Consider the following 17,340-nt stretch of genomic DNA (forward strand, 5'->3'; position numbering starts at 1 on the left):
TGCTCCCGCTCGGCTGCGCAGCAGTCGTAAAACCAGCCAACGCGGTCCACCTGACAGACCGCATGCTCAGGCTTTGGGGCTGCTTCGCAACCCAACGGGAGCAAGCTCCCTCGCCACAGGTTCTGCGCTCGACCTCAGCTATTTGATTGGCAAGAGATCTTATGGCGAGGGGCTTGCCCCCTTGCCACAGTCCCGCACGAGTTGGTCTACATTGACTGCGAGCCGTTTCGATCCGCTCGGATCACGCCAATCGGGAGCGTCCGCATGTCATTACAAGGCAAAACCCTGTTCATCACCGGCGCCAGTCGCGGGATTGGTCGCGAGATTGCGCTGCGGGCCGCGCGCGACGGGGCCAACATCGTGATTGCCGCGAAAAGCGCCGCCCCTCACCCCAAACTGCCCGGCACCATCTTCAGCGTTGCGGCGGAAGTCGAAGCTGCGGGCGGCAAGGCGCTGGCATTGGAGGTGGATGTGCGCGAGGAAGCCATTGTGCGCCACGCGATGGCTGACGCCAGCGAACATTTCGGCGGCATCGACGCACTGATCAACAATGCAGGAGCGATCAAGCTGACCGGCGTGCAGCACATCGAACTCAAGCGCTTCGACCTGATGCACCAGATCAACACCCGCGCCGTGCTGCTGTGCAGCCAGGCCGCCCTGCCCTATCTGAAAAAATCCAGCGGCCACATCCTCAACCTGTCACCGCCGCTGAACCTGGCCACCAAATGGTTCGCCCAATACAGCCCCTACACCGTCACCAAGTACGGCATGAGCATGCTCACCCTGGGCATGAGCGAGGAATTCGCCGCCTACGGTATCAGCGTCAACTCTCTATGGCCGCAGACCATGATCGCCACCGCGGCAATCGAGTTTCAGCTCGGATCGCGCGAATCATTCAAACATGCCCGCACACCCGCGATCATGGCGGATGCCGCCCACATCATTCTCGACAGCAGCTGTCGCAGCATTACCGGTCGGTTGCTGATCGATGAGGAGATTTTGGGCGAGCATGGGGTGACGGATTTTGAAGGGTATCGGTATGCACCGGACAGCGACGCGCTGCTGATGCCGGATCTGTTCGTTGATTGATGGATCTACACACACCCTGTAGGAGCTGCCGAACGCGGCCCGAGCCTTCGGCAGCTTCTACGGGAGTTATTCAGTGGTCATCTCGACCGATCAATACTCGATCCGCACGTCACCCTTCGGCACGCTGCAGCAAGACAGGATGAACCCTTCGGCTTCGTCTTCCTCGGTAATCCCGCCGTTGTGTTCCATTTCCACTTCGCCGGCAAGCTTCATTACCTTGCAGGTGCCGCAGATGCCCATGCCGCAAGCCTTGGGGATCATCAGGCCCAGTTTGGCGGCAGCGGCGTGAACGGTTTCGCCCGGGGCCACGCGGATGCTTTTGCCGGAGGCGGTGAATTCCACCTGGTTCAGGTCGGCGGCGTCGATTGCGGGGGCGTCGGCCGCTTGTTCAGCGTGTTCCTCTGCATCGGCGATTGCCTCTGGCGGCGTGGCGCCGAAGGACTCTTCGTGGTAGCGCTTCATATTGAAGCCGGCGTTCTCCAGCAAGCGCTTGACCGCGTTCATGTATGGCGTTGGGCCGCAGCAGAACACTTCCCGCTCAAGGAAGTCCGGGACCATCAGTTCGAGCATCTTGTGGTTGAGATAACCGCGGTATCCGGCCCACGGCTCACCAAAACCGTGTTTCTCGCAGATCAGGTGCAGGCTGAAGTTTTCGATCCGCGACGCCATGTGCTCCAGCTCGCGGTGATAAATGATGTCTTTCGGCGAGCGGGCGCTATGGATGAAGGCCATATCGACATTGCCGTTGGTATCGAAGAACCAGCGCGCCATGGACATCACCGGGGTGATGCCCACGCCGCCGCTGAGGTACAGCACTTTCGGGTTCGGAAAGTCGATGGCGTTGAACAGCCCGACCGGGCCGTGCACCGCCAGTTCGTAGCCTTCATGCAGGGTGTCATGCAACCAGTTCGAGACCTTGCCGCCCGGTACGCGCTTGATCGTCACCGAGAAGCTGTATGGCACCGACGGCGAGCTGGAAATGGTGTACGAACGCATGATCTGCTGGCCTTCGATTTCCAGCTCCAGGGTGACGAATTGCCCCGGTTTGAAGAAGAACATGATCGGCTGGTCGGCCATAAAGCAGAAGGTGCGCACATCCCAGGTTTCCTGGATGACTTTGACGCAACGGACAATGTGTCGACCATTGGCCCAGGTCTGGGTGGTTACCGGGTTCAGGAAGTTGTTGGACATGCTGATCTCCACGGCCGACTACCGGCCTTTATGTTGGCGATTCTGCGTATAGAGCAGCCCCGCCATTTACCTATCTGCGACATTGACATACTTATCGCGACCAGCCCCCAATTACCGGGGGTTGCGCGTCGGGAACAGATTGGGCCATGTCGCCCATGGATAAGGTTCCGGGGAGCGCCGGCCCCACACTCGCCCCATACCAAGACACAACCTTTACACCTTGCGTAGCAAACCTGATTAGCCACTTTCGCCGGCCACACAGAATGGCCTTGAGGATTAAACGATGGACGTCACCACTACCCTGAGCCTGGGCGATCCACTGGAACCCGCACGCAAGGCCACTGCGCAGATGCTGCAAGAGCGCGAGCGCACTTTCTCGCTGCCGCAGCCGTTTTACTCTGACGAGCGGCTGTTTGATATCGACATGCAGGAAATCTTCCAGAAAGAGTGGTTGATCGCCGGCATGACCTGCGAGATCCCGACCAAGGGCAACTACCTGACGCTGCAAGTCGGCAAGAACCCGATCATCGTGATTCGCGGCGCCGATGGCGTGGTGCATGCGTTCCACAACGTCTGCCGCCACCGCGGTTCACGGCTGTGCACCAGTGAAAAAGGCAAGGTCGCCAAACTGGTCTGCCACTACCACCAGTGGACGTACGAGCTGGACGGTCGCCTGCTGTTCGCCGGCACCGAAATGGGCGCCGACTTCGACATGAAGCAATACGGCCTCAAACCGGTGAACGTGAAGACCGCCGGCGGTTACATCTTCATCAGCCTGGCAGAAAACCCGCCGGCCATCGATGACTTCCTGTCGACGCTCAGCCATTACATGGAACCGTACGACATGGAGAACACCAAGGTGGCGGTGCAAACCACCTTGATGGAAAAAGCCAACTGGAAACTGGTGCTGGAAAACAACCGCGAGTGCTACCACTGCGGCGGTTCACACCCCGAATTGCTGAAAACCCTGCTGGAATGGGACGACGTCACCGACCCGCGTGCCGACCAGGCCTTCAAGGACCACGTAGCCGCTTCCGCCGCTGCCTGGGAAGCCGAGAAGATCCCTTACGCCCACGCCAGTTTCGGCCTGCGTAACCGTATCGTGCGCATGCCGCTGCTCAAGGGCACCGTATCGATGACCATGGACGGCAAACAGGGCTGCGCCAAACTGATGGGCCGCATCAAGAACCCGGACCTGGGCTCGATGCGCATCCTGCACCTGCCGCACTCGTGGAACCACTGCATGGGCGACCACATCATCGTGTTCACCGTGTGGCCGATCAGCGCCCAGGAAACCATGGTCACCACCAAGTGGATCGTCCACAAGGACGCGGTCGAAGGCGTGGACTACGACGTGGAGCGCATGCGCCAGGTCTGGGATGCGACCAACGACCAGGACCGTCGCCTGGCCGAAGAGAACCAGCGCGGGATCAACTCCACCGCGTACCAGCCAGGGCCTTACTCCAAGACCTATGAGTTTGGTGTGGTGAACTTCGTGGACTGGTACAGCGAGCGCCTGCTGAACAACCTCGGGGCCGAGCCTGCGCCTTACCTCAAAGGCGTGCCGGTTCAGGGTTAATCAAGATCAAAAGATCGCAGCCTGCGGCACCTGTAGGAGCTGCCGCAGGCTGCGATCTTTTCAACGGCAACGCACAATTACTGTAATACCGAAGACCACCGCACCGAACCATCCTCGCCAATAAACGTCTCTTCGATGTTCTCCCCCACCAGCCGCACCTTCACATAACCGTTCAACACCCGATCCGGGTACGCCTCATCCCGCGCATTCTGCGTTTCCGACCACAGCACCCCCGGATGCCCGTTCAGCTCGCTGGCATTGCCATAGGGAATCGCCCCATGCCCTGCGCAACGTGCATGCAAGCCACCTTGAGTGGCATAGCAGATGCCGTTATGCAAATGCCCCCAATACCAGTAATCCGGCTCGCGTCCCAAGGCATCGCACACCGGCTTGTACAACGCGGTCTTGTCACGCCCGGTAATGTCAAAGCCCTGGTGATGACTGAGCACCATGATCTTCTTGCGTTTGGGCAAGTCTTTCATCCAGTCGATCTGCTGCTTGTTCAGCGCGCCGTCCATATACAGGTTGATTGGACTGGAGGCATAAGCCGAGTCGATCCCGACCACCAGCCAGTCATCGTTGTACAACGCAAAATAACTGGTGCCCTGCTGTGCTGGAAAACGCTTGGCCAGTTCCTTGAAGTAGCCATGGGCGCCGCTGTACATCTCGTGGTTGGAGTTGAGGGTGAACGAGCCGTGCTTGCCCATCGGCCAGCCGACCATGTCGACGTCTTCCTGGGAGCGGGTGCCGGCGTAATACACATCCCCCAAATGGATGGTGAAGTCGGCCTGGGCCAGTTGCATCTGATTGGCCACCGCTACCGCCGGGGCATGACTGTCGAACGGCCCGGTGCCCCAGTCGCCGGCGATGGCCAGGGTCACGTCACTGTCCATGCGCATCAACGCCGGATTGGTGGCGAACGGTGCGTGATGCCGCAGGTTCTCGATCCACTTGAGCAGCGCTTCGCTCCACAACAGATCCAGCAGCTCCCATTTGCGACAACCGAGCAGGCTACCGTCCTTGAGCACTCGGGTTTGCAGTTCATCTACCGATTGCGGCAAGGGGCTGGCGTTGCCGATGTGCAAGATCGACAAGCCGTGGGACAACTCCCACGGCACACTCGGTTGATCGTCCGGCATGTCGCCGTGCTTGAGCACGTATTGCGCCTGATCGTGCCCCCGCTGCAGCAGCGCGACGATGGCCTGGTACTCCTCAGGCTCAAGCTCACTGACGAGCTTCTTCCAGGCCATTTCCAGGCGGGTGACCAAACCATGCAAACGTAGCTTGACCTTGACGTACTCATGTTCCCAATGACTGACCAATGACATGTCGACTTCCTCCATCCGTAGTGGAATCACAGGGTTTTCATGAACTCGATGAGCGCCCGCTTATCGAGTTCCGACAATTGCGTGCCGTACAGGTGACCACCGTTGTGGTTGCCCTCCAGGCGCGTGTCGTATTTGAAGTCCGCCGAGGCTTTCACCTGCTCGCCACCGGTGACGAAGCCGACCTTGTCCTTGTCGTAAATGTCGGAGCCGGTGAAGAACACCTGCGGCCGCAGTTCCGGTGGTTGCAGCAAATCCCACAGGGTCGGCACCGAACCGTTGTGCAAGTACGGCGCGCGCAACCAGATGCCGTCGGTGGGCGTGTTGCTGTAGCTCTGGGTCTTGCGGTAAGCGCCAAAGTCGAACGGCGGTTTCTTGAAGCCGTGGAAGGCTGTCACTAAACCGGTGGTGAACGAGTTCAGCCGATGGGGATCGGTGCCCAGTTCATCAATAGTGGTGGTGACCTGACCGGTGTCGGTGCGGCCGAAGTCATGGCAACCGGCGCAATTTTTTTCCCAGACCGGCTTGCCCCGGGCGATTTTGGCCTGATCCAGCGCGAACGGCCAGGCCGGTGCCTTGTGGCCCAGCAGCCAATTGGTCACCCGGTTGAAACTGTCCGGCAGCACCGACTCCGGCGTCGCGCCCACGGCCATGGCCGCCGCGTAGTTGCGCTCATGGATATCGTTGTTGTTGCCGTCCCAGTGCAGGTACAGCGACTCCCGGGGTTTCTGGTTCCAGACTTGCGGCAAGTCGACGGTGCCGATGGTCGAGTCATCCGGGAAGCCGAACACCACCATTTTCGTCGGGTTGAAGGTGTCGGTACGCCCCGGCCCTTGCGGTGCGCGCAGCTTCTGCCAGGCATAGGCCTGCTTTTGTTTGATCAGCGCGCTGGTGGCCATCGGGATGATCAGATAACGGTTGTACAGGCGCTCGAAGAACCCAAGCTGAAACTTGCTGTTGATCGCCGTCATCACCGCGTCAGGCGTGAATTTGGGGTCACTCGCGCAATCGTAGGCGAACCACTGGAAGGCCTGCAGCTGCAGGGTATTGGCCGGCGCGGAGGCCACCGGGGTCGCAACGTCGCTGGCATTGGCGCGGTAGGAGCCGGTGTGGCACAAGGCGCAGTTGGGCTCCACGGTCGGGTAGCCGATCTGCCGCTTGGCCATGCCGATCGGCAGGTCCTTGCCGTTCTCGTAGAGGAAACCGAACACTTCGTAACCGCCGGGCTTCGGCAGTTTCTCCGGGCACATCTGCGGCAACACGGCGAACAGGTAATAGGGAATCCGTGCTTCGATGCCCAGCCCGATGGCGGCGTATTTGTAGTGGTCTTCGTCAGAAGCGTATCGCTCGGCCGGCACCACTCGCAGCATCTGGTACCAGGTTTCGTAGCCGATAAACCCCAGCGCCAGCACCACGACCAGCGTGGCGACCTTGAAGCTGTGCCGCCGCCAGCGTCGCGCCCACGCTGCGCACCACTCACGCCAGCCATCGCGAAGCAGGGCGAACGGCCGATTGGCCGGCGCGCTGCCCAGGTACAGCAGAATCCCGAGGATCAGGAACATGCCCAGGTCGCCCAGCAGCATCGGCACGAACACCTGGGCCTGGTTGCTGGTGTTGATCAGGTAAATCCAGAACGCCACGGCGACCAACCGCGACAATACGCACAGCCACGAATGCACCACGTATTTGGGGGCATTGAAGCCTGACGGCATGTAAAAAAGGCTGATCCCCACCAGCAACATGCCGGCGTTCTCCAGCCAAGGATCGGAGAGTTGTGGAGGCATCCCGAGCATCGAGGTCAGCAACGCCGGTGCAAACAGCGCCGGAATCGCGAAGACCATGTTCATTGCGATGCCTATCCAGATGAAGCGTTGAAACCAGCGGATGTAACTGTCCATGGCATCCATTTCCTTGTAGTCGCCAATCCCAAGTCAGCACACGGCTATTGTGGCGAGGGAGCTTGCTCCCGTTCGGCTGCAAAGCAGTCGTAAAACCAGAAAACGCGGTGTATCTGATCGATCGCATCCTCAGGTTTTGGGGCTGCTGCGCAACCCAGCGGGAGCAAGCTCCCTCGCCACAAAAAGCCCGATCAGCCGAGGGCGGTTTTCTCCAGGTGCTGCAGGATGATCGGGTACACATCGACCACCGCGTTCTTGCCGAACATGCAGTCAATATGCCCGTAACCCGGCACCACATGCCGGCTGTAGCGCTCCGGCCCATGGACTTTGCACACGCGCTCATAGGTCCTGAGCGTGCTTTCGGGCAAGTAGCACTGATTGTCTTCGCCGCTGATGAAGCAGATCGGCATGGTCAGCCGGTCGAAGTGCGGCATGTAGACGTCCTGGCCCTTGAAGTCCACCAGATGGCCTTTGCGCAGGATCAGCGCCAGGTGTTCGAAGGTCTGTATGTTCGACTCACCGAACAGCTCGTGCAGGTTGTCGTGCAGGGTTTCGTTGAGTGTGTCGTGGCGGTACAGCGACGCGTACATGAAGGTGATGCGGTGGCACACCGGGTTGGTGCAGTAACCTTGAGCCTCGATGCGGGCGTAGATGTTGAGGGCCTTGTCATAGAGTTTGTTGAACCAGCTCTCCTTGTTGTCGGCATACGCGGTGAGGGATTTGATGCCGATGGCGTCGAGCATCCCCGGCAAATGCAGACCGGCCTTGAGCCCCGTTGCCGTGGCGACCACCGTGTCCGCGGCGATCTGCGAACAGACCACCGAACGCACGCCCTGCAATCCGGCCAGCAGTGACATGAAGAAGGTCGTCGCGCCGTAGCAATGCACCACGCACTGCACGTCAGCGGCGAGGGTGGCCTGCTGGATATGCTCGATGGCGGCCTTGAAGTCGTACTGGGCAATCTGGTCGCCGTTCCATTCATGTTTGCTGGCCGGCAGCAGGATGCTGACCCGGAAATCCAGGAGCCAGACGTCGTACTCGTGCTTGCACAGGTACTCCAGCAGGTTGGTCTGGATGGTGTCGGTGGAGAAAATATTCGAGCCCACACCCAAACCATGCACCAGCATCACCGGCCCCTTGGTGCCGCCCTGATAACGGGTCAGGCGGAGCTGGACGCTGTCTTCGGTCTGGAAGAACTGCACGCTTGGCGTCGGCGCATCCAGCGGCCGTTTCTGCCGGGGCGGCGCATCGGGGTTGAAGTAGATGTCGCCCGCGAACACCCCGCCGTAGCTCTCCCACAAGATGCCGGCGAAGAACTTGCCGAACCGCGCCAGCCCTTCAATGCGCTCACGTTCGTTGCGCGCGTTGAGCACCTTCATGGTGGTCATCTGCTTGGCAAAATCGGCCGGCTCGATGTGCATCACCCCCGAGCCGATCACCTCGCCTGTCTTGTCTGGCCCGCGATACAGCGTCACATAGAGCGTACTGGTGTCGTGCCAGACGTTCAGCACGCCGTTGTCTTCGGGCACGGTCTTGAATGCGCTGAAGTAATAATCGCTGCCGTCCTCAGCGGTCAGCTTCATGTCGTAATTCATGTGCCGCACGCCAACCTGTTCCTGATATTCCTCGAACAGATTGAACACACCATTGCTGGCGGTCAGTGGTTCCGGCGACAAGCCCGGCGCATCCAGAGAGCCGACCAGTGTCGCGGCGTGTTCTGGCTCCTTGATCATGCGATTGAGGTCGTTGGCGGTGATGGTGATGGTCAAGGTGAATTCGATCGGCGAGTTATCCGACTTGCCGCGTTTGGCCGCCGCTTCGTAGAGTTTGAGATCGGTGCCCTGGGGCTGGGTGAAATCTTTGGAGAAATAGCCCTTCATGGTTTCGGTGAACTGCACGCCGAGGGTCGGTGCCACCACCGGTTTGCGCGGTGCCGAGGGCAACGTGTAGTCGATGTGCCAACCACGATCGGCCGCCAGCAGCCCCATGTTGCGCTCGCTCACGGCAGAGATGGTCAGCAACGGATTGACCGCCAGTGAGGTCGGGATCACCGCACCGTCGGCCACGTATAGCCCGGCATAGACATCGGTGCCGCTGACGCCGCTAAACACCTGGCCCTTGTGGTTGACCACGCCTTGCGTCGCATCCTCGCCCATCACACAACCGCCCAATGGGTGCACGGAAACGATGCTGTGTTTGAGCAGCTCGGTCCAGATCGGGTTCTCGACCCAGATCCCGCCCAATGCCTTGGTGCTCTGGTGCAAGCGCTCGTTGCCGATCTTGACGTTTTCCTGCTCGCCAACGCCCGGCCAGTCGATGCGCAGCTGATCCTTACTGTCGAGCACCATGCGCCCCTTGCCGTCGTCGTGGCTCATGATCAGGTAGGTCTGCATGTTGTGCAGGGCGCCGTGGTACGGGCCGCGCAGGAAGCTTTCGGCTTCGCGCTCGGCATATTTGAGCTTGCCGGTGAAGCTGTCATCGGTGGGTTTGCCGATCAACCCGGCGAATGTGGCCATGCTCGGCACCATGGGCCGGCCGAGTGCGCCGGGAATCGAGCCTTCTTCGATAACCATGCGGCTGCGCCAGTCGCCTTCGGTGCGCATGTCGATGATCGAGGTGATGCACGGGCCGACCGGTTTCATTTCCGAGGCCGGATGGGCACCGAAACCGATGCCGTTGATCGTTTCATCGCAGTTGTGGCCGAAACCGAGGATGTCGCCATTGCCGCTCATGTTTTCGCCGAGCTGATCGGACGTCGACAGGCCTTTGTCCCGAGAGCGCAGGAGGATTTCGGTGGACCCCAGGGTGCCGGCCGACACCACGACAATGTCCGCCTTGACGAACAGCGTCGGCGCGGAGAATTTCTCACGGCCGCTGTCCAGGTATTGGAAGTGCACGATCCAGCCATCGCCGTCGCGCTCCAGATGCCGCACCTCGGCCTGGCAGAAAATCTCTGCGCCGTGGTTGCAGGCATCCGGCAGGTAATTCATCAACGTGGTGTTCTTGGCCTTGTTGTTACAGCCCGAAACGCAGTCGCCGCAGTGGTTGCACGGCAATTGCTCGACGCCGACGTGGTTGAGGTTGTTCGGCAGTTTGTCGAAGGTCACGTTGATCGGCGGCTTGTAGAAGTGCGCGCCTTGCTTGAGGTAATCGGCGGACTTCTGGTTAGCCTCGAGTTTGGGCAAGGTCGGAGCGGTTTTCGGATAGGGATTGGGCTTGAGCATCTCCCGAGCCCGGGCGTATCCGTCCTTGAGCAGCGTGTCGCGATGTTCACGTACCGCCAGCGGCCAACGCGGATCGTCGAACACACCGGGTTCCGGTTCCAGCGCGACGTTGGCGTTGATCAGCGACGTGCCACCCAGGCCGCAACCGACCACTACGTTCTGCTGGGCGTTGACGTGCAGGTCGAACAGCCCGGTGCGCGAACCGATGTGCCCGTCCGGGTCATGCACTTGCAGCTCTTCAGTGGCCGCCAGCATCGTATTGGGGTATTCGCCGGGCTGGATTTCCCGGCCTCGCTCCAGCAGGCATACCCGCTTGCCGGCCCGGGACAGGCGCGACGCCGCGATCCCGCCGCCGTAGCCGGAGCCAATGACGATCACGTCGTAATGTTCCTTGATATCGCTGATGGGCGTGGCGATCCGTGTCATGGGTCATTTCCTCTCAGGCAGATGGAGCAACTCTGCGGTTGCCTGCAATCGATAGACGAACAAACGCCTGGTCACCGGGCACGGTCGGGCCTCAATGGCAGCGGCGTAATGGCATAAGGGGGCCAGGTGCTATAGACGAGCGCGCTGATTGGCGGCGCGACGATGAATCCGCTTGTGCAACAAGGTGGCGGATGTCGGGACACAGGTCGTGCAGGGGCTTTGGTGCGAATGTGGCTGCGAGCGATGTGGCTGGCTATCCATCACGCGTTCTCCCTGAACCAGATGTGGATAAGTGACAGTTGTCCTTATGCGATGAGAGTGAAGACAGGCGACAGATCGAAGTCAAGGAAGTGCCTTAGAACTGTATGAAATCTGATCTATCGCGTTCCGGCCTATACGGGCCGTGGCTTACAGGGTTCAGCGAACAAGTTATCCACATCTCCACCCACAGCAAATGGGGACAACTGTGGGTGACAGGCTAAATCTATTCACAAAAACCGAAGAAAAACCGTGACTTATCCAGAAGCAGGGTTTTAGCCAGACACTGGTTATTTTTTAATCAGAAGCTTGCAGAGCACGGTTTACATGGCGCGCAGGGGATGGCGAACACCTTATCCACAGAAGCACCAACAGACTTTGGGGGCAACTTTGCTCGTTCTGTGGAAAACCGCTGAAACCCGCGAGAATTCGGGGTTTGCGGGAGGATTAGTGGGGGAAAACGTCGAATTGGACAATATTTGATCAACCTACTGAAAGCCGCGATCTATATGGGCTGTAGCGATGGGCGAACATGTTATCCACAGAAGCGCCAACAGAGATTGGGGGCAAGTGTCGGCCAGTGAGCGAGGTTATGCTGTGGAAAAAGCCCGAAAAAACCGTGGCTTAGGCTGGTTGTTTTTTGTACGGAGGGCTGCAGGGCTTGATTGGCATGGGGTGTAGCGAGGGGCGAACATGTTATCCACAGAAGCGCTAACAGGGATTGTGGGTAATGTTGGGGCCAGGTGTTGGGAGTGCATATCCATTTCTGCGGTAACGGCGGCTTATGGTTCCGCTCTTACAGCGGGTCACTTTGGAAAAGCGCCAAAGTAACCAAAACGCTTTTGCCCCGCCATTCGGTGCCTCGCCTAGGCTCGGCATGCCCTCACTCCGGCATTGCTCCGGGGGCCCGCCGCCATCGGCCATCCATGGCCGGGGGCGGCTACCGCGGCATCCCTGCCGCGGTGCCCCCTGCGCAACGCCTGCGTTCGGCCTCTGGGAAAGGGGCGTACAGATCAAGATCAAAAGCCAAAGCAAAGCAAAGCAAAGCAAAGCAAAAGCAAAAGCAAGATCAAAAGATCGCAGCCTCGCTTCGCTCGACAGCTCCTACAGGGAAATGCGTGCACGTGAGATCAGGCCGGCCGGTAGGCCGCCTTGCTTTTGATTTTGACGCACCGCCCCCTCGAGAGGCCGAGTGGAGGTTCTGCGTAGTGGGCAACCCGGCATGGATGCCGGGTTAGCCGCCCCCGGCCATGGATGGCCGATGGCGGCGGGCCCACGGAGCAGGACCGGAGCGAGGGCACCCTGAGCCTAGGCGAAGGGCCGAACGAAAGGGGCAAGAGCGCTTTGGTTACTTTCGCGCTTTTCGAAAGTGACTCGCTGTAAGAGCGAAACCGCCAGCCGCCATTACCGCAGTAAAGGATATGTACACAATCAAAACCGGCCTCTTAAGGCCGATGCATGAGATAGGCATCACCCGTCACCCGAATCATCGGATGAGGAACAACCTGGCAGGTTTTAACAATCCCAAAACCGTGGCGTTCATAAAAGCGCCGGGCCCCGATATTCGCCGCATAGTCGATCAGGCTCAGGCCGTTGAGTTCCAGTTGATCGGCACGCTGTTGAGCATGCTCGAGAAAGCGCACACCCAAGCCTTTGTTGCGCCAACCTTCATGCAGGGCCAGGCTCGAAATATAGAGGGTATCGGGGACTTCCATGTCGGCGTAAGGCGCCAGGACCGGATCAGTCACCGGAGCCGCCAACGGATCGTGACGCGTCACGTAACTGTGCATCATGCCGATGACCCGCCCCTGCACCTGCGCGATAACGCAGTTCTGATAGGAGAAATCGACATCTTCACGGGCGTAACGAATGGCCCCCACTTCCAGCAGATCCTGCCCGGGCTCCGCCAACTGGCTCCAGATGTAATCCGAAGCCCCCTCTGACGAAATCTGGAACAAACGGGCAATCTCCCGCGCATCCGTGCGCAATGCCGGACGAAATTCAACTTCCATTATTTCCCCATAAACTTCGGTGAGATGGTTTTCAGGCCTGCGTCTCCAGCACGTCAGGAGCACTTTGTGGCGAGGGGGCTTGCCCCCGTTTGAGTGCGTAGCACTCACAGGATCTTTGGTACATCAGAGATTTCAGGACTGCTGCGCAGCCCAACGGGGGCAAGCCCCCTCGCCACACAGGCTCCCACATCTATGGTGACTACTTGTCAGCGGACTACGCCTTCTTCAATCAGCAACTTGAGAATGGCTTCAGCGCCCGCCTGCGCGGTCACGCCCTTGAGCACTTGCCCGCCGCCGCCACTGGCCTTGGCCGTCGCGGCCTTCATGCGGTCGGCACCGCTCTTGGCCTTGATCACTTTCAAGCGTTTGGGTCGTGGCTTGGCCGGTTGCAGCGTGGCCACAGCCAGCAGTTCATCGTCGACCACTTCCACTTCATCCGCCTGCAACACCCCGCGTCGCGCCGGACCGTAGGCGCTCTGCCGAGGCTTGGGCGCTGCGTTATCCACAGTCGCCAGGAACGGCAGACGCACTTTCAAGCGACGGCGCTGACCGCGAGGCAAGGCCTGCAGCACCAGCGCCGAACCGCCGTCGATGGATTCGACTTGCGCCAAACCCACCACCAGCGGCCAGCCAAGGCTTTCGGCCAGCAGGAACGGCAACATGCCCGAGCCTTCACCGGTTTCCGCCTGGCTACCGGTCAACACCACCTGTGCCCCGGCGTCACGCAAATAAGCGGTCAATGCCGGCAGCGCATCTGCGCCGACCGGTTGTTCCAGCACATGCAACTGTTCCAGGCCCATGCCCAGATAGGCACGTAGCGCCGGTTCCGCAACGTCGCCGGCGTGCAGCACTTGCAGGTTATCCCCAGCCAGTTGCAAACCCAGCTCAACGGCCCGCGCGTCCTGCTCGGCGCGGCGTGGCCGGCCGGAGGTCGGGTGGGCGCCGATGGACACCAGGCTGATGATTTTCGTGCTCATAACCCTTTCCTTCCCTTAAGCCGCATCGCGCTTGGCGTCGTTGCGGTAAGCCTCTACCGCATCGATCAAGGCTTGAAGAATCTCGGCGCTCTCGCCGATCACCGACAGGTCGGCCCGTTTGATCATGTCGCAACCCGGATCGAGGTTGATCGCCACCACCTTGTCACAGGCACCGATGCCTTGCAGGTGCTGGATCGCCCCGGAAATCCCCACCGCCACGTAAACCCGCGCGGTGACCCAGGTGCCGGACGCGCCAACCTGACGGTCGCGCGCCATGAAACCATCGTCCACCGCCACCCGCGACGCACCTTCGGTCGCGCCCAACGCTTCGGCCGTCCTGTGGAAAAGTCCCCAGTCCTTGACCCCGTTGCCGCCCGAGAAGATGAACTCGGCTTCGGCCATCGGAATCGCCGCCGGGTCCACCGCCACCGCGCCCAGATCTTCGATCCGCGACAGGCTGCGAGCGACCGCTGTGGATAACTCCACCGGCAACGCTTCGTGACGGGTTTCGCTGACCGGTTCGGCGCATTCGGCAGCCGCCAGAATCAAGCGTGCCACCGGCCGCGCAAGGTCCTGCAAACCGGCACCGGCACGGCCGATGCACTCTTGATCCTTGACCTGCCAGACCCGTGTGGCCGGACGTTCGCCCAGTGCGGCAGCAAAGCGTCGACCCAGTTCGCCGCCACCGCTGCGGCTGTCCGGCAGCAACCAGTGACGCGGGCTGAACTGGTTATCCACAGCCCGCAGGCCCTGCACGCGTTGTTCCGGTGCATATCCGCTGAATTCGTCGCCTTCCAGTACCAGCAAGCGGTCAACGCCAGCCGTGGCGAAGGCATTTTCCTTGTGCTCACCGAAGACCACCGCCAGTACCGCGCCGTCCTTGCCGGCCAATTGATGGGCCAGGCCGAGCAAATCGCGGTCGTGGCTGCTCAAGCGCCCGCCGACCATGTCTGGCACCACGCTGATGTAGAACGCCGGTGCAGGCACTTGATGCAGCGGCAATTGCACTTCAACCGCGGCCGAGCGTTTAGTCGCCCCGCCCTGCTGAGCGCCACTGCGGTCGATCCGTTTGATCCCGTTGGGACCGATAAAACCGATCCCGTGAGGATTCTTGCGAATGACGCCGTTAGGCCCCATCCAGCTGTGTTGCGCCGGTTGCATGGCCGCGTGCAGCGGGTGCAGACGGTTGCGGGCGATCCATTCAGCGCGAGGGTCGCGGCGGATAATGTCGCTCATCAATGCACCTCCGCAGGTTCACGTTTGGCCGGTGCCGAAGGCTTTCCCGGCGCGGCGTCTTCAAGCAGCGCATCAGCAACCAGTTCGGCGATGTCCTTGATCAACGGCCGTGGTTCGACCACGCCTTCAAGCATCGCGGTGCACTGTGGACAACCCACGGCCACCAGTTCGGCGCCGGTTTCGCGGATGTCTTCCATGCGCATGTCAGGGATCCGTTGCTTGCCCGGAATGTCGGTGATCGGCGCACCGCCACCGCCGCCGCAGCAGCGCGAACGGAAACCGGAACGTTGCATTTCCTTGATCTCGATGCCCAGGGCGCGCAGCACTTCGCGTGGCGCCTCGTATTCGCCGTTGTAGCGGCCGAGGTAGCACGGGTCGTGATAAGTCACGCTGCTGCCTTTGTGCTGACCGAGATTCAGAGCGCCTTCGCCAATGATCTCCGCCATGTAAGTGCTGTGGTGCTGCACGAGGTAGTTGCCATCGAAAGCGCCGTATTCGTTTTTCAGCACATGGAAGCTGTGCGGGTCGCAGGTGACGATGCGGTTGAAGCGGTATTTGGCCAGGGTCTGGATGTTGCGTTTGGCCAACAGCTGGAACGTCGCCTCGTCGCCCAGACGCCGGGCCACGTCACCGCTGTCGCGCTCTTCAAGGCCCAGCACTGCGAAGTCGACCTTGGCCGCTTTCAGCACTTTGACGAAGGCACGCAGGGTGCGCTGGTTGCGCATGTCGAAGGCACCGTCGCCGACCCAGAACAGCACGTCGGTGGTTTTCTTTTCGCTGAGCAGGTTCAGGTTCAGATCCGCCGCCCAGTTCATCCGCCCGCCCGGCGCGAAGCCGCCAGGGTTGTCGGTGGCGATCAGGTTTTCCAGGACCTCGGCGCCCTTGTTCGGGGTCGCGCCTTTTTCCAGGGTCAGATGGCGGCGCATGTCGACGATGGCATCGACGTGCTCGATCATCATCGGGCACTCCTCGACGCAGGCGCGGCAGGTGGTGCAGGACCACAGGGTTTCAGCGTCCACCAGACCGTTGACGATCGGTTGATGCGGATTACCGGCGTGCTCACCGATCGGCTTGCCTGGGTAAGGGCTGCCGGCAAACTTGGCATCCGTACCACCGGCCAGGCCGACGACCATGTCCTGAATCAGTTTTTTCGGGTTCAGCGGCTGGCCGGCGGCGAACGCCGGGCACGCAGCTTCACATTTACCGCACTGCACGCAGGCGTCGAAGCCGAGCAGTTGGTTCCAGGTGAAATCCTTGGGTTTTTCCACGCCCAGTGGCGCGGTCGGGTCGTTCAGATCCAGCGGCTTCAAGCCGGTGGAGCGACCGCCGCCGAAACGTTCTGAGCGACGGTGCCAGGCCAGGTGCAGGGCACCGGCGAAGGCGTGCTTCATCGGCCCGCCCCAGGTCATGCCGAAGAACAGTTCCGACACGCCCCACAGCACACCGACGCCGAGAATCGCCGCCAGCACCCAGCCACCGAAGTTTTCCGGAAGGATGCCCGCCACCGGCAGGGTCAACAGGAAGAACGACGCCGAGAACGCCAGCAGGCTTTTCGGCAGGCGCATCCACGGACCTTTGGACAACCGGGCCGGCGGATTGCGGCGGCGCAGGAAGACAAAGATCGCACCGACGAACATCACTGCCGTCATCAACAGCAGTGCATAACCGAGGATGCGGTTATGCAGGCCGAAACCGTGAACCAGAATCGCCAGCACAATGGACGCCACCGCACCACCGGCCGTGGCGACGTGAGTATTGGCGATGTATTTGTCCCGCGCGACGACGTGGTGCAAATCGACCATGTAACGCTTGGGCATGGCGAACAGACCGCCGATCAGGTCGACTTTCGAAGCCCGGCCCTGACGCCACATAGCCACCCGCCGCAACGCGCCCAGGACAGCCAGGCCCAGGGCAGCAAACAACAGGATTGGAAGAAGGGTGTTCAACATGGTGGAGCTCCCAAAGACCTCGGGGTCATGTGCGTGCCGATGAGAGCGACGCACCTACTTGTGGCGAGGGAGCTTGCTCCCGCTGGAGTGCGAAGCGCTCCCAAAACAGTCTCAGGTGTACACCTGATACACCTCGACTGCAGGTTTTGGGGCTGCTTCGCAGCCCAGCGGGAGCA

10 protein-coding genes are annotated in these 17,340 nt (G+C 60.7%); 2 read left to right on the plus strand and 8 right to left on the minus strand.

Going from position 1 to position 17,340, the window contains the following annotated elements; all coding sequences use genetic code 11:
• Positions 1 to 264 precede the first annotated feature (264 nt).
• Complete coding sequence (locus LOY36_RS26250; RefSeq protein WP_258671385.1) at positions 265 to 1,089, plus strand: NAD(P)-dependent oxidoreductase; 825 nt, start codon at positions 265 to 267, stop codon at positions 1,087 to 1,089.
• Positions 1,090 to 1,179: 90 nt separating this feature from the next.
• Here the strand turns inward: LOY36_RS26250 and gbcB are convergent, their stop codons facing one another.
• On the minus strand, positions 1,180 to 2,280 hold the full coding sequence (gene gbcB, locus LOY36_RS26255) for a glycine-betaine demethylase subunit GbcB (RefSeq protein ID WP_258671386.1): 1,101 nt from the start codon (positions 2,278 to 2,280) through the stop codon (positions 1,180 to 1,182).
• A gap of 283 nt (positions 2,281 to 2,563) precedes the next feature.
• Between gbcB and gbcA the strand changes: the two genes are divergently transcribed.
• Positions 2,564 to 3,859 carry a glycine-betaine demethylase subunit GbcA gene (gene gbcA, locus LOY36_RS26260; RefSeq protein ID WP_019650289.1) on the plus strand — a complete coding sequence of 432 codons (1,296 nt, stop codon included), beginning with the start codon at positions 2,564 to 2,566 and terminating at the stop codon, positions 3,857 to 3,859.
• A gap of 77 nt (positions 3,860 to 3,936) precedes the next feature.
• On the opposite strand, the gene LOY36_RS26265 is transcribed toward gbcA, so the two are convergent.
• The 7 genes from LOY36_RS26265 to dgcB form a co-directional block, all read right to left on the minus strand.
• Complete coding sequence (locus LOY36_RS26265) at positions 3,937 to 5,187, minus strand: metallophosphoesterase (protein ID WP_258671387.1); 1,251 nt, start codon at positions 5,185 to 5,187, stop codon at positions 3,937 to 3,939.
• Positions 5,188 to 5,213: 26 nt separating this feature from the next.
• Positions 5,214 to 7,082, minus strand: coding sequence for a hypothetical protein (locus LOY36_RS26270; protein WP_258671388.1), 1,869 nt, complete (start codon positions 7,080 to 7,082; stop codon positions 5,214 to 5,216).
• A 191-nt stretch (positions 7,083 to 7,273) separates the two neighbouring features.
• Positions 7,274 to 10,732 (minus strand): GMC family oxidoreductase N-terminal domain-containing protein, encoded by a 3,459-nt coding sequence (locus LOY36_RS26275; protein WP_258671389.1) that lies wholly within the window; start codon positions 10,730 to 10,732, stop codon positions 7,274 to 7,276.
• A gap of 1,703 nt (positions 10,733 to 12,435) precedes the next feature.
• The gene (locus tag LOY36_RS26280) at positions 12,436 to 13,002 is read right to left on the minus strand and encodes a GNAT family N-acetyltransferase (protein WP_258671391.1); all 567 of its coding nucleotides are present in this window, start codon (positions 13,000 to 13,002) and stop codon (positions 12,436 to 12,438) included.
• A 206-nt stretch (positions 13,003 to 13,208) separates the two neighbouring features.
• A complete protein-coding gene (locus LOY36_RS26285; protein WP_007938007.1) occupies positions 13,209 to 13,979 on the minus strand; it encodes an electron transfer flavoprotein subunit beta in 771 nt (256 codons plus the stop codon).
• Between the two features lie 15 nt (positions 13,980 to 13,994).
• Positions 13,995 to 15,215: an electron transfer flavoprotein subunit alpha/FixB family protein gene (locus LOY36_RS26290; protein ID WP_019650282.1), complete on the minus strand. Its 1,221-nt coding sequence runs from the start codon at positions 15,213 to 15,215 to the stop codon at positions 13,995 to 13,997.
• Complete coding sequence (gene dgcB / locus LOY36_RS26295; RefSeq protein WP_258671393.1) at positions 15,215 to 17,164, minus strand: dimethylglycine demethylation protein DgcB; 1,950 nt, start codon at positions 17,162 to 17,164, stop codon at positions 15,215 to 15,217. Before dgcB ends, LOY36_RS26290 begins: the two co-directional genes overlap by 1 nt.
• Positions 17,165 to 17,340: the final 176 nt, after the last annotated feature.

This window comes from Pseudomonas sp. B21-019, from assembly GCF_024749225.1.
Lineage (GTDB): Bacteria > Pseudomonadota > Gammaproteobacteria > Pseudomonadales > Pseudomonadaceae > Aquipseudomonas.

Bases quoted from the DNA above. Each gene is read 5' to 3' on its own strand.
- LOY36_RS26285 (WP_007938007.1), bottom strand. From the start codon at position 13,979: ATGAGCACGAAAATCATCAGCCTGGTGTCCATCGGCGCCCACCCGACC.
- LOY36_RS26280 (WP_258671391.1), bottom strand. From the start codon at position 13,002: ATGGAAGTTGAATTTCGTCCGGCATTGCGCACGGATGCGCGGGAGATT.
- dgcB (WP_258671393.1), bottom strand. From the start codon at position 17,164: ATGTTGAACACCCTTCTTCCAATCCTGTTGTTTGCTGCCCTGGGCCTG.
- gbcB (WP_258671386.1), bottom strand. From the start codon at position 2,280: ATGTCCAACAACTTCCTGAACCCGGTAACCACCCAGACCTGGGCCAAT.
- LOY36_RS26250 (WP_258671385.1), top strand. From the start codon at position 265: ATGTCATTACAAGGCAAAACCCTGTTCATCACCGGCGCCAGTCGCGGG.
- LOY36_RS26290 (WP_019650282.1), bottom strand. From the start codon at position 15,215: ATGAGCGACATTATCCGCCGCGACCCTCGCGCTGAATGGATCGCCCGC.
- gbcA (WP_019650289.1), top strand. From the start codon at position 2,564: ATGGACGTCACCACTACCCTGAGCCTGGGCGATCCACTGGAACCCGCA.
- LOY36_RS26270 (WP_258671388.1), bottom strand. From the start codon at position 7,082: ATGGACAGTTACATCCGCTGGTTTCAACGCTTCATCTGGATAGGCATC.
- LOY36_RS26275 (WP_258671389.1), bottom strand. From the start codon at position 10,732: ATGACACGGATCGCCACGCCCATCAGCGATATCAAGGAACATTACGAC.
- LOY36_RS26265 (WP_258671387.1), bottom strand. From the start codon at position 5,187: ATGTCATTGGTCAGTCATTGGGAACATGAGTACGTCAAGGTCAAGCTA.